A 13,729-nucleotide genomic window follows, 5' to 3' on the forward strand; every position below is an offset into this window, starting at 1 on the left:
GGCCATTGCCGGGCGGGCAGGGCGGTCGGCGCATCGTTTCCGTTTCAGTCGCCGCCTTCGTACAGCAGCAGCTCCATCGCGCCGCTCGCGGTATTGACGATGCCGTCGCTGAGCCCCACCGCCTTGGCGCGCATGAAGGTGCCGCCGTAGCGGCCGCCGAAGGTGAAGATGCCCCAGATCAGGTCGTGCTCGACCACGCCAAGGTCCGAATCGGCGAACAGGATGCGGCCCGGCGCGCAGTATTCCTGCACCAGCCAGCCGCCTTCGGCCAGGTGGCGCTGCACCAGCTCATCCCATTCCGCCGCGTCGGTGTTGCGGCCGAGGATGACGTCGCGGCCGCCGAAGGATTCGGCTTTCTTCAGCACCAGCAGCGGCTGCTGCTCGCGCAGCAGCTGTCGCAATGGCAGGCGCCGCCCGCGCCAGGGCACTTCGGTATCGGTCAGGCGCGCGGTCCAGGGAATGAACTCGCGGATGATCGCGCTCTCGCGCGCATCGAGCAGGCCGCGTTCGCAGCATTCATGCGCCAGCGCGAACTGCTTCTTGGTGTCGAGCAGGGCGTGGAACGGACTGTCCGGAAAGACCAGGCGCCCCTTGAGATAGGACTCCGACAGCAGCCGGTAGGTTTCCTCGGGCACATGCACCGCGGACGGGAACGAGAACAGCACCGCGTCGACCAGTTCGCCGTCGTAGCGCGTGTCGCCGTTGGCGTCGAAGCTGAAGCGGCCGAAGTCGGTGAACACGGTCAGCTTGCCGGCGGCGAGTTCGGCCGGCTTGAGCGCGTCGTAGCCCTGCTGCATGCATTGCTGCAGGTTGGCTTCGTCCGGCTGCGGCACGAAGGAATACAGCAGCACATTGCCGGTGGGCGGCCGCTGCGAGCGCCGCAGCATCGCGGCGATCAGCGAACGGAACTGGGTGTCGAACACGGAGTGGCGCTTGATCGGCAATGCCGCGCTGACCGCATAGCGCTGCAGCGCGGCGTTGACGCCAGGCTCGGCCCAGTCCAGCTGGAAGCCGCCGGCCGCCGAAGTGCAGTTGATCTCCAGCAGGCGCAGGCCGTCGGCATTGATGACCGCGTCATAGCGCGCATGCAGCTCGCGCGGATCCACCGGCTGGTGGCGCAGGATGTCGTACAGCACGGCGGGCACGCCGTAGAAATCGCTGAAGGCCTGGCTGTCGTTGCCGAAATACTGGCGCATGGCCTTGAACAGGATGCGCGGAATTTCCTCCACCACGGTGCCGAAGCGGCGGCGGGCGAAATCCTTGTCCACGATCAGCGGCCAGGCGCCGAACTTGATGGTCCAGGTATGCAGGAAGGAGGGCAGCAGCGGGTCGTTCAGCCGCAGGCGTTCGGCGCGCATCGCCGGGTTGCGCTGGATTTCCGCATTGAGCAGCGTGTTCAGTCGGGAGAACTCGCCCTCAAAGGTGCGCGAACGCTTTTTCCGCTCGGTTTCCTCCAGCACGATGAATTCGGTCGCGCCGTTGGCCGAGTTGATGACGCCGCTGCCGCCGCCGGCCGCCCGCGCGCGCACGAAGGCGCCGGCGTAGCGTCCGCCGAAGGCGAAGAAGCCCCAGATCACATCGTGCGGAGCCAGGCCGCTGTCCTGCGCGCACAGCAGCTCGCGCGCCGGCGGGGTGTAGGCCTGGGCGATCCAGTCGCCGTCGCCCAGCGCGCGATCCAGCGCCGCGGCCCAGACCGCCGCACTGACGAAGCGGCCGACAAACACGTCCTTGCCGCCGAACGAGGATGCACGCTTGAGCACCAGCTGCTCGCGGTGACGGCGCAGCAGCACGGGCAGGGCAGCGCTGTCGCCGTTCCAGCTGGCCGTGGCGCGGCTGACCCGCGCAGTCCACGGCACGTGGCGACGCACGAGTTCGGCATCCGTCGTGGACAGCCTGCCGTCGCGCAGACATTCATGCAGCACCGCGAACAGGCGCTTGTCGCCGAGCACGCGGTAGAAATGCGCATCGGCGGTGACCAGCTGGTTGCGCAGGCGCGCGGCAGTCAGGCGTTCGTAGAACGCATCCGACAGCTCGCCTTCGGCGGCGAAGGAGAGCAGCACCACGTCGACGCGCTGGCCCTCGTGGCGTACCGCATCGCTGCCGAACACGATGGCGTCGGCGCGGGTGCAGACCAGGATTCGGCCCGCGGCGAACTGCGCCGGCCTCACCTGATCGTAGACCGCCTGCAGTTGGTGCCGGAAATCCTCCAGCGCCGCCGGCGCGAAGCGCGCATCTGCATGCACCAGCACATTGCCGACAGCGCCCGCCGGCGCCTGCGCCTGCAGGCGCTCGAAGGCGTGCCCCAGCATGGCCGCGAACACCCCGCGATAGCGCACGTTCCAGTCGCCGCCCAGGCTGTTGAGACGCGCTTGCACGCCGGCGGCGAGCCAATCGTGCAGCCATCCGCCGATCGAGGAACAGCAGTTGAGTTCCAGCAGCTGCACGCCCGTGTCGGCCACTACCGCGTCGTAGCGGATCAGCGTCTCGGCCGGATCGGGCGGCGATTCGCGCAGCGCCGGCAGCAGGCCGGCCGGCCAGCCGAAATATTCCGAGAAAGCCTCGCCGTCGTCGCCGAAATGCAGGCCTATTGCACGGTACATCAGCCCGGGCAGCGCCTGCAGCAGGGGTTCTATCTCGTTGCGCAGCGTGGCGGCCGGCAGGAACACCGGCCAGGCGCTGACCGGGAAGGCGTAGCCGCGCAGGAACAGCGGCACGTCGGCGGCACGCAGGTCCAGGCCGTCGCCGGTCTGCGCGCTGCGGCCGGCGAGTGCGGCCGCGAGGCGCTGGGCGGGCGGTTCGGCGGCGCGCTCGACCTGGTCCAGCACCAGGAATTCGGTCGCGCCGTTGGCGGAATTGATCACGCCGCGGCTGATGTCGCAGCGCCGCGCGCGCACGAATGCGCCGCTGTAATCCATGCCGGCGGCGAACAGCCCCCAGATCAGCTCGTGCGGCGCCAGCCCCTGCAGGCTGTCATGCAGTTCCATGCGGCCCGGCGCGCAGTATTCCTGCACGATCCAGCGGCCCTGCTGCAGGCAATCCTGCACTACCCGGGCCCAGTCCTCCGGCTGGTGCTGCCGTCCCACGAACACGTCCTGGCCGCCGTAGGAGTCGGCCAGCTTGAGCACGAACTGTTCGCGCTCGCCGAGCAGCAGCTGCTCCAGCGGCGCGGTCTGCCCGCGCCAGCTGACCTGGCCCGGACGCAGCAGCGTGCTCCAGGGCACGTAGCGCTGGGCCAGCGCGATGTCGGCCGTATCGAGCAGGCCGTCGCGGCAGCATTCGTGCACCAGGGCAAACATGCGCTTGTCGCCGATCACGGTATGGAACGGGCTGTCGGGATAGACGATGCGGCCGCGCAGATAGGCATTGTTCAAGGCATCCGCGACTTCCCGCGGCACGCCCGATACCGGCGGGAAGCACATCACGACGGCGTCCATGCGCTGGCCTTCCACGATCACGTCGCCGCTGCGCGGAAAGCTGATCTCGCTGAAGTCGGTGAACAGGAAAATGCGCGCCTGCGGCCATTCCGCCGGCTTGCAGCCGTCATAGACCTGCTGCAGGTAGCGCTGCAGCGGCTCGCGTCCTTCCGGCGTGTTGGCAAAGCAGTGCATCAGCACATGGCCGCCGCGGCGCCCGCCGTTGCGCCGGCGCATGTTCTCCACCAGCAGGCGCAGCAGCGACTCGGCAGGGGTGGCCTCGGCCACGCCCCAGGCCGCACTGCGCGGATCGCGCGCGAGCAGCTCGCGCATATGCGGATAGATAAAGTTGCCGACCTGCCAGCCGCCGCAGGAGGTGCCGGCGTTGAGTTCCAGCAGCTTGAAATCCTGGCCGTCGAACACCGCGTCGTAACGGACATGGACATCGCGCGGATCCACCGGCAGATGGAGCAGGACTTCGTACAAATCGGCGGGCCAGCCGAAGTAGGCCTCGAAGGCGCTGCTGTCCTCGCCGAAGCGCGCACGCAGCGCGGCATAGAAGATGCGCGGGATATTGGCGGCGATAGGCCCGATCAGGCGCCTGCTTTCGACAGGATCGAGGAAGATCGGCCAGCAGCTGAAGGCGTAGTAGCCGCCGCTCAGATAGGGAACCAGGTGTTCGGGATCGAGACGGGCGTCACTGGGCAGAGCGCCGCTCCGAAGCAGCTCGGCCAGCTCGCGGTTCTGGGGGGACAGCAAGCGGAGTACTCCTATGGGCTTGTCCACGACTATACCGCAAGCGATTGCCCGCCCAGGAGATTGCCTGGCGGCCGATGCCGCGGTGCAGGCCGCTGCCAGGCACCGCGCCGCCCGGTCCGGATCACCGCGCCCGGGTCGCCGCCTTGTGGAACAAACAACCAGTGTCCAGCCCGCTGATTGCCGTTCGATGACCCGCGCGTTCCGCCGCACGCTTTGATAGTGCCGCCTGCCGCGCCGGAATGGCCGCGGCACGTGTGCCGCACCCATGCCAGGTGGGCATGCAGACCGGCCGCTCTAGGCCCACAGGCTGAAAGAAATTCACGCAGGGCAGGCAGGCGCGGCCGTCAGCTCCGCGCGATACATACGCCTCGCACGAATTTTGTGCGCCATTGCGCAAATGCGGCTTATGAGAAGCGCCATTCAGCAGCGTGAAAATGCAATAAGCGTAACGTGTATTTAATTTTAAAAATGTATGATACGCGCGCCTCAGGGGGGCACTGTAGTCCGTACTGCGATTCAACCCTCACTGTCTGGAGTCTCAACTAATGTCTTTCCGTGTATCGATCCTCGCCCTTGCCCTGGTTTCCGGTTCGGCTTTCGCGCAGCAGTCCACCCTGATCGAAGGCAAGCGCCTCGTCAGCGATGGCCTGTATGAGCAGAAGTCGGAAGACGGCGCCTCTTTCGTCGCTGTGAATGCCGCCGGGCATCGTGCGCTGCACGACCGTATGGTCGCGGATCGCGCCCTTATGGAGAAAACCTACGCCGTGGACGGCATTTCGGCTACCGAACGCGGTTCGCTTGAGCAGATGGACATTGCCATCTCCAAGCTGGCTCCGTCGTTCTCCGCCAAGGCCAGCCAGAGCGACTCGGGCGTGTGCGGCACCACCGCCGTGCACACCAGCGCCAGCTCGACCGGCGGCACCACCGCCAGCTCCTACGCCGCCGCCGACGCGGCCGGCCCGGAAGTGGCGACCTCCAACTACGCCTTCGCCACGATGGGCGTGACCTACGACCAGGCTGCGACGACCGGTTCCACCCCGGCCATTGCCAGCGGCACCAACCCGCGCGTCTGCATCTCGGTCGGCTTCGCCACCGTGACCTGTCCGACCGCGACCACCCCGGAAGCCAGCGCCTACGCGATCTCGTATCGCTATTTCGGCCCGGCCTGCCAGGTGCAGTAATCGGCTGAAGCTGGTGCAGGTTGCAAGAAAAGCACGGGCTTGCCCGTGCTTTTTTTGTGGGCTCGTGTCCGCCGGGCCGTGGGGCGTGTCGGGCGTTTTCATCATGAGTGCCGCCGTTTTCTTGGGGCTGCTTCTGAATGCCGCCGGCCCCGACGTGTCATTTCCGGGACGAAACAGCAAGCAGGGCGGCTGGCTGCAGCCAGGCGTACCGGATGCCGGTACATCGGCGAACCGACCGGTGGACAGGCTTGTCGCGGCGCCGGGACAGCGACGCTGCGAGCCTGAAGAGTAGGCGGGACGGCCGGCGGTGAACCGGACACGGCGTGCGGGCACAGGCCAATCATGTACCTGCAGGGAGCTTGCCGTCACGATGCACTTTGTATTGACCCGCATTTGCCATGCGCCGGCCGGGACTGATCTGCCCGGATCGCTGCGCAACAGCGGAGCAACCCAGAACGGCGGGCTTCTCGCCGGCTGCCGAATTTTCCTGCGAATGGCTGGGTGGAAGAGAGCGAGTGTCGATTTCAAGGTTGCCGGGGTCGCAGAGGTTGGTCATTCTTTATTTGACATAATATATATATTCGATCATTTATGGAGCATCGGAGTCGTCGGGCCGCACATACGCCTTGGCCCGCTGGACGTGTTCCTCGCCCTGCTGATCTCGTTCCTCGCCGACCTGGCCGTCAGATGCCGGCGGTCTTGCTGTAGTACGGTCTGCTGCGCATGTGCATCTGCATGCGCGCCAGGCAAGCCCGGCGGATTGATCTGAGTCAAGGCGCGCGTACCGGTTCGGCGGATGCTGGGAGCACCCCCGGTGCGTTGGAGAACCCTCGTGAAACTCGCTGGATTTCTGTTGTCGTGCAGCCTGCTTGCAGGCTGTGCGTCCTCCCCCGTCATTCACGTGCAGCGGGATCCCACCGTGGACTTCGGCCAATATCGGACGTTTGCCTGGAAGCAACTCCCGCCGATGCGCAATCCGCTGCTTCGGCAGCGGGTCGTGTCGGCCGTCGATGCCAGACTGGTGGCGAAGGGTTGGCGGGCCGTACCGGATGCGCAGGCCGATGTATTCCTGGTCGGCAACGTATCCACCCGGGAAGATGCCACGCTCAACTACTTCTACCAGGATACCGGCTGGGATGGCTGGCACTGGGGCGCACACGCGCTCGGCATGCAGCGCATCGAATTGCGCGTACTGCGCATCGGGACACTGGTGCTGGATGTCTTCGACGCCAGGACACTGCGTGCGATCTGGCGCGGTGTGGCACAGGGCTACGTGCCGGATTCGGAAGCGCGCAAGGACAGCGAGGCGATGGCGGCCGTCCAGCGGATGTTTCGCGATTTTCCCGAAGCGGCGCGTGAGCCCTAGCAGGCATCGAGCACCCGCCTACTTGTCGGCCAGCGCCAGGATGATCTCGAAAACGAACAGCAGCACGATGGCGATTTCCAGCAGTTCGGAGCGACGGCTGGAGGCTTCGTTGTACAGCGCGGCATAGGTGTCGCGGGCGATGGAAAGCTTACGGTGCACGCCGTCGGCCAGGGCGGGAACGCGGAACAAGTCCAGTGCCTTGCGGTACACTCGCGCGAGATGGACGTCCTCGGTGATCTGCAGCGAGGATTCGACGTTTCCGGTAAGCCGGGTCACTTCCGCTACCAGTCCGTGGATACGGCGCGCGAGCCGGGCGCAGCGGCGCGACGCCATCCAGGACATGCCGCGATGCGCATTGGCGATCATCGTATACATGCTGGCGAGTTCGGCATCCATCAGCGCATCGTAGTAGCGCATTTCCAGCAGCTGCGCATTGGCGATCTCCAGGATGTCGAGTATGTCCGTCTCGCCGCGGGGTTCCAGCACGACGGCCCTGTCGCGGGTGAGGACGACCAGATCGTCCTCGAAATATGAGTACGCATTCACGACCAGCTCCGCGCGCTGTGCGGGCGCCAACTGCCGCGCTTCGCCCGACAGCAGGCTGGCCAGATCGGCCCGTGCCCCGAAGCTCGCCGCATCCAGCGCGGGCTCCGTGCGATTCACAACCGCCACCAGGTAGTCCTCTTCCAGATGGCGCAGCGCGGGACGATGCAGCGCCGGACCGATCTCGTCGCGTACGGATCGCATGGCGGCCTGCCACACGGCTGAGCCGTCGATCGGGCCCAGGGCGCGGTCAAAGATATTGCATGCCGCAACGAATCCGTTCCAGCTCTCATCATGGACGTCGAGCTGTCCGATGAGCGTGACGGCACCGAAGTCGTAGAGTCTGGCGCTCATGCGCACCGGTTGCCGGACGCCGTCGATGTCGACTGCCGCATCCGGCAGGCGCAGCAGCAGCGGTGGCGACTGGAACGACAGTTCGTCGGCCGCCACGGACACGAAGCGGCTGCGTTGTCCGGGTTGACCGTGGCGTTCCAGCCAAAGTGTCTCGGCCAGCGACAGGTCGATCGCATCCGCGACATCGACCAGGCGATGTGCGATCAGGCTTCCGCTGACGATATGCGGCGAGTCCGGCATGCGGGGAGTTTACTCGTGACCCGGCTCGTGCCACACCGGCTGCACGCGATCGCCATCGCGGATCTCGTCGCCCGGGTAAAGCACGACCCGGTCTCCGGCGTCGAGGCCGCCGCGGATTTCCGCCCGCACCTCGCCCAGCCAACCGATATCCACCGCGCGCAAGACGGCGCGTCCATTCTTCACGAGGTATACGCGCCAGGCATCTGCCTCGCGGAACAGCGCGGAGATCGGCACGGTAAGGACCGCTTCGGCGCGCCACACGCCGAAGCGTGCATCGACACGGTAGCCGTCGCCCCAGCCCGCGGGAGCGTCCCCGAAATCCACAATGGCGAGCACGCGCTGTTCCTCGACGCCAACGGCGGAAACCTTGGTGAAGCCGCTGGGCTCGATGCGGCGCAGCGTACCCTGCACAGTACCGGCGCCGTCGGCCGCGCTCAGCCGCACCGGTGCGCCCGGCGTCAGCCGCAGGGCGTCGGCGGTGAGCAGTTCGACGATTACCTCCAGCTGCGACGGGTCGCCTATCTCGACAATCACCTGTCCGGCACGAACCGGGCCTGCACTTTCTATCGCACGCCGTATCACCACGCCGGCGACGGGTGCTGGCAACGCCATCGCCGCGGGAATCGCGGTGTTGCGTCCTTCCCAGCCCAACGGCGCGGCCAGGGCTTCCTTGCGATGGCGTGCTTCGCGTACGCCCGCAACCGCGCCGCGCAGGCGCGCCTGGGCGATGTCCAGAACAGTGCGCGCCTCTTCGCCGGACTGAGCGGACACTTGACCCGATTTGCCGAGGGTGGAGAGTCGCGCGGAGGTCCTGGATGCCTGGTCGCGCTGCGTCTTCGCGGCCGCGAACTCTTCCTCGGCGCGCCGCAGCGCGTCTTCGGCCGCGCGCAATTGCGCCTGCAGCGATTCGCGCGTCGCGGCATCCAGCAGCGCTCCGGCCTGCGGACGCAAGGTGGCGACGACGCTCCCCTCCTCCACCGCATCGCCGGGCTCGAGTTCGACACGATCGAGCAGGCCATCAAGCGGCGCTGCAATCGAATGGCGTTGCCTGAGCCGCGTGCGCCCTTCTTCATGGAAGCCGACCTCCAGCGCCTCGCGGCGCACTTCGCCGACGTCGACCGCGGCGGCGCGCGGCCACGCGGCCCACAGCACCAGCGCAAGCAGCACCAGCCCGCCCCATACGTACAGCGCCCGCGAACGGGAAGGCCTGCCTGCTGCCATGGCTCATTCCCTCGCCTTGAGCACGGCTACGAGGTCGAGCCGGTCCACGCGCCGCCGCAGGCCGAGGCCGCAGGCCAGGGCGCAGGCCAGCGAGACCGCGCCGGCGAACGCATGCGTGCGCAGGATGATGTAGTGCGGGATGCGGAACAGATCCGAATCGAAGCCCGCGGTCAGCAGCGCGGCCAGTCCGTGGCCGGCGGCGAAGCCGAGCGGCACCGCCGCCAGCGCCAGCAGCACGAGTTCGCCGACCAGCAGATAGGAAACCTCGCTGCGCGTGAATCCGAGGATGCGCAGGCTGGCCAGATCGCGCGATTGTTCCGACAGCGAGACACGCGCCGCACTGTAGACCACGCCCAGCGTGATCACGATGCCGAAGCTCGTCGCAATGAGCGTGAAGGTGAGAATGGTGTTGGCCATGCCGTCCTTGAAGTTGCGGATCGCAAGCCCGCGCTGGTCGATGCCGGCTACGTACGGGCGCCGGTCCAATGCCCGCAACACCGCCGGCTGCCGCCGGCGGTCGACGGCCAGCAGCCAGCCGGCATCCTGCAGCGAGCGCTCGAAGACGGCGTCGAACGTCTCCGCGTTCACATAGGCCTGGGCGCCGAAAGGCTCGCTTGTGGTGCCGACCAGTGGCAAGCCCACAGGCGGCGTGCGCGCATCGAGCGGGTCAATCAGGATCTCGTCGCCCGGCTGCGCGCCGATCATGCGCGCCAGATAGTCGGTGAGCAGCACGCCGCGCAGGGGGGCGGCGATCGGGCGCCCGTCTGAATCCAGCGTGCGGCGCAGCTGCGCGCCGTCGTCGAGCACGCGCACGGCGGTCCGGTAGTCCGCGGCGCGGAAGCTCACTTTCGCGGGCAACACGCGCACCGGCTCGACCTGCAGTACGCCGGTCAGGCGCTCCAGCTCGCGCTGCGCCGCGCGTCCGCGGGCTTGCACGGCATCGACCGCGATATCGTGCCGTTCGGTGCGCCGGAATTGCTGGTCGATCATCAGTTCGATGGCGTCGTTCTGGAAGCGGCCCATCATGATGATCGCGGTGCCGGACGCCAGGCCGAGCCACGTCAGCGCGCTGCGGATCGGCCGGCGCTGGAGATTGCGAAGGATGAAGCGGTGGGACTGGCCCAGCGGCAGCCGCTTGCGGCGCCCGGCGCGCCGCACCCACCGCGACGATGGCGCCTCGGCGCGCATTGCTTCGGCCGGTGCCAGACGTGCCGCCGAAATCGCCGGCAGCGCAGCACCAGCGACGGCGCCGGCCAGACTGACGAGTACGGCGATGCCGAGCAAGCTGGATGACAGGTGAAAGTCGATCCAGGGCAAGCGATAGAACTCACGGTACAGGTCGGCCATGCGCGCGCCCAGCAGCATGCCGCCTGCCACGCCGAACAGCGCCGCCATGCCGCCCGTGGCTAGAGCGAGCCCCGTGTAGTGCGCCGCGATGCGCCAGGTGCCGTAGCCGAACGCCTTCAGTGTGCCGATCTGTTCGCGCTGCGAGGCCACCAGCCGGCCCAGCACCACCTGCAGGATGAAGGCGGACACGGCAAGAAACACGACCGGAAAGGTGCGCGCCATGGTGTCGAGCTGGCGCAATTCCTCGCTGAGGTAACGGTGCGAACGCTGGTATTCGCGGCCGATGGCGCCGCGCCCTCCGTATCGGCGCAGCACGCGGTCGAGCGCCGCCAGTACGGCGGCCTCGCTGGCGCCAGGCTGCAAGGTGATGGCGACACTGTTGAATGCGCCGTCCAGGTCGGTGGCGGCGGCCAGCGTCTCGCGCGGCAGCCAGGCCACGGCGAAGCGCCGCGCATCGGGAAAAACGGCGGACGGATCCATCTGCGCGACATGTTCCGGCGAGGTGCCGATGCCCATAACGGTGAAGCGTTGCCGGCGCCCGTGCAACACCAGGGTCACCTCGCTGCCCACGCGCAGATGGTGCGCCTGAGCGAAGCCATCGCTCAGCACCGCGGCCCGCCGTTCACCCGGCGCCGGCAATCGTCCTTCGCGCAGATACACCGCATTGAGATTCGCGGAGTCGGGTTCGCCCAGGCTGACCGCCATGACGCGGATCGGTTCGCCGAAACCGGCGAGTTCCGCCCGTCCGGCTGCGAGCACGCGCGTGTCCACGGCGGCGACGCCGTCAATGTGCGCGATGCGTCTGGCCAGGGCTTCGGGCGCGCGTTCGACCTCGGCAAACACGTCGGCGAAGCGATAGCGGCCATAGAACTCCTCACGGCTTTCGCGCAGCGATTCCAGCGTGGCGCGCGCCATCACCAGGTTGGCTACGCCCACCGCGCCCACCATGGCCACGGCAAACAACGACAGCCGCAGCCGCCACAGGTCACGGCCGAGTTTGCGGCCCAGCATGCTCACCAGCTCAGCTCCGCCGCCGTGGCGCGCACCTCGTTGCGGGTCTCACCCACGATACGGCCGTCGGCCATGCGCAGGACGCGATGGGCCAGGCGCGCGATGTCGGCGTTGTGCGTGATGACCAGCGTCGTGGTCCCGTAGTCCCGGTTCACCTTCTCCAGCGCGGCCAGCACGCGGACGCCTGTAGCGGCATCAAGCGCGCCGGTGGGCTCGTCGCACAGCAATACGTCCGGGCGCTTGGCGATGGCGCGCGCGATCGCGACACGCTGTTGCTCACCGCCGGAAAGCTGCGCAGGAAAGTGATCGCAGCGCTCCTCCAGCCCGACGCTGGCGAGCGCGGCAGCTACCGGCATCGGGTCGTCCGCGATCTCGGTCACCAGCGCCACGTTCTCGTGCGCCGTGAGGCTGGGGATCAGATTGTAGAACTGAAACACGAAGCCGACGTGCTCGCGCCGATACTGCGTGAGCTCGCGTTCCCCTGCCCCGTGCAGGCGGTGGTCGCGGTACCAGACTTCGCCTGAGGTGGGCACGTCAAGCCCGCCGAGGATGTTGAGCAGGGTCGACTTGCCGCTGCCGGAAGCCCCCAGCAGGACGACGAACTCGCCCGCGTACAGGTCCAGGGTGACGCCGCGCAGCGCCTGCACCTCCACTTCGCCGGCGCGGTAGGTCTTCGTCAGATCGCTGGCGTGGAAGGTGGGCGTCGTCATGGCCCGATTGCAGCGCAGGCCGCACGGAGCGTTATTGACCCGGATCAACCCGGCGCGAGCGATCGGTAAGAGAAGAGGTCCATCGCGAGTGGAAGTTGCAACCAGCAAAGTATCGGATAGCCCAATCGCCGGCAGGCATCTGCCCCCGCCGGGCTGCTCGCGCATTCGCGGCCTGGATCGCCTTGGCGATCACGCGAAGCCGAGCGCGAGCGTGCGCAGCGACGGATATTCAAGATATCGCGGGCTCTCACCGGCACAGCCGCGGGTACCGGCCGGCGCCCAGTCATCAGCGGCACATTCAATAGGCCAACTTCGCCGTGATCGCTCCCACGAACGCGCCAGGCATGGTGCCCTGCCCGTGCCAACCCATGCCCCGCAATAGCAGGATTTGCTCGAGCAATTGCAGCAGGCCAGTGTTGATTTTTCCTCGCTGCGGTGAAGCCCCGTAATCCGATCGCGTGACGGCCTGGAGATTCACCGCTCGATGTGGTTGCGGCCGGCGTTCTTGGCGCGGTAAAGCAGGCGGTCCGCACGTTCGACCGCAGCCTCCAGGACTTCACCTTTTTCCAGCGCAACCAAGCCGCCGCTGAGGGTCAGGGCGAGCCCGGCCTGCAGTTCGTCCCATGATTCGTCGGCGACGGCCGTGCATACGCGCTCCATCACCGCTGCCGCGTCGTCCAGCCCGGTCTCGGGCAAAAGCACGACGAATTCCTCGCCGCCATAGCGCGCGATCAGGTCGTCGCTTCGGAGTTGCTGGGTCAGTATGGCCGCCACGCGGCGCAGAACCCGGTCGCCAACGGCGTGTCCGAAGCGGTCATTCACGACCTTGAAGCGATCGAGATCAAGCATCGCCACGCAGGTTGGCCTTTGTCGCCGGTGCGCCCGCTGCAGCTCGCGCAATGCGCGCTCGTCGAATTCGCGGCGATTGATCAGGCCGGTCAGGGAATCATGGCGGCTCAGCCGTTCCAGTTCGGCCTGCGCTCGCTTCAACGACCGGATCAGTTCTTCCATGTGCTGGGTACGCTGCTGCAGCGCGGCGGTCCGTTCGGCGACCTCTCGCTCCATCAGCGCGTACTGATCGCGCAAATGCGCCTCGAGCGCCTTCTGGCTGGACAGATCGAGCACACCGGCCAGAACGACGTCGCCTTGCCTGCTCTTCAGCGACTTCAACAACACGGCCACGGGGAACGAGCTGCCGTCGCGGCGCTGCGCCGCGAGTTCGCGCGACTCGCCCATCCGGCGCGTCACCGGCGCACGCTGGTAGTCAGTCCTCGCCTGCGCGTGGCGAGTGCGCACTGGTTCCGGAACCAGATTCTCGATGGGTTTGCCTAGCAATTCGTCCGCCCCGTAGCCGAACAGATTCTCGGCTTCGCGGTTCGCAAACAGGACGATCCCGCGCGCGTCGACGCCTACCAGCGCCAGCGGAAGGGCCTCGAGTACTTCGCGCATATCGTCCGGCAGGATGTCGAACACGCCTACCCCGCCCGGGAGATCCATGGGGACGTCGTCAGCCACAGCGGGCGCACCATGCGGTGGACATCCTTCTTTTCCACCAGACGGTTGTATCCGGGAAAGCGCGCCGCG

The 13,729-nt window shown here is 67.3% G+C and carries 8 protein-coding genes; 2 read left to right on the forward strand and 6 right to left on the reverse strand.

Annotation, left to right across the window (positions count from 1 at the left end; translation table 11 throughout):
• Positions 1-44 precede the first annotated feature (44 nt).
• Positions 45-4,172: a hypothetical protein gene (locus tag NM961_RS02075; protein ID WP_255910703.1), complete on the reverse strand. Its 4,128-nt coding sequence runs from the start codon at positions 4,170-4,172 to the stop codon at positions 45-47.
• A gap of 545 nt (positions 4,173-4,717) precedes the next feature.
• Here NM961_RS02075 and NM961_RS02080 point away from each other — a divergent pair.
• Both NM961_RS02080 and NM961_RS02085 read left to right on the forward strand, forming a co-directional pair.
• Positions 4,718-5,353, forward strand: coding sequence for a hypothetical protein (locus tag NM961_RS02080; RefSeq protein WP_255910705.1), 636 nt, complete (start codon positions 4,718-4,720; stop codon positions 5,351-5,353).
• An 832-nt stretch (positions 5,354-6,185) separates the two neighbouring features.
• The gene (locus NM961_RS02085; protein WP_255910707.1) at positions 6,186-6,719 is read left to right on the forward strand and encodes a DUF4136 domain-containing protein; all 534 of its coding nucleotides are present in this window, start codon (positions 6,186-6,188) and stop codon (positions 6,717-6,719) included.
• Positions 6,720-6,737: 18 nt separating this feature from the next.
• On the opposite strand, the gene NM961_RS02090 is transcribed toward NM961_RS02085, so the two are convergent.
• The 5 genes from NM961_RS02090 to NM961_RS02110 form a co-directional block, all read right to left on the reverse strand.
• Positions 6,738-7,856, reverse strand: a complete 1,119-nt coding sequence (locus tag NM961_RS02090; protein WP_255910709.1) for an RMD1 family protein — start codon at positions 7,854-7,856, stop codon at positions 6,738-6,740.
• Between the two features lie 9 nt (positions 7,857-7,865).
• Complete coding sequence (locus tag NM961_RS02095) at positions 7,866-9,077, reverse strand: efflux RND transporter periplasmic adaptor subunit (protein ID WP_255910711.1); 1,212 nt, start codon at positions 9,075-9,077, stop codon at positions 7,866-7,868.
• Between the two features lie 3 nt (positions 9,078-9,080).
• Positions 9,081-11,435 (reverse strand): ABC transporter permease, encoded by a 2,355-nt coding sequence (locus NM961_RS02100; RefSeq protein ID WP_255911306.1) that lies wholly within the window; start codon positions 11,433-11,435, stop codon positions 9,081-9,083.
• A gap of 2 nt (positions 11,436-11,437) precedes the next feature.
• The gene (locus NM961_RS02105) at positions 11,438-12,145 is read right to left on the reverse strand and encodes an ABC transporter ATP-binding protein (protein WP_255910713.1); all 708 of its coding nucleotides are present in this window, start codon (positions 12,143-12,145) and stop codon (positions 11,438-11,440) included.
• Between the two features lie 474 nt (positions 12,146-12,619).
• The gene (locus NM961_RS02110) at positions 12,620-13,618 is read right to left on the reverse strand and encodes a sensor domain-containing diguanylate cyclase (protein ID WP_255910715.1); all 999 of its coding nucleotides are present in this window, start codon (positions 13,616-13,618) and stop codon (positions 12,620-12,622) included.
• Positions 13,619-13,729: the final 111 nt, after the last annotated feature.

This window comes from Tahibacter harae (assembly GCF_024437735.1).
GTDB classification, from domain to species: Bacteria; Pseudomonadota; Gammaproteobacteria; order Xanthomonadales; family Rhodanobacteraceae; genus Tahibacter; species Tahibacter harae.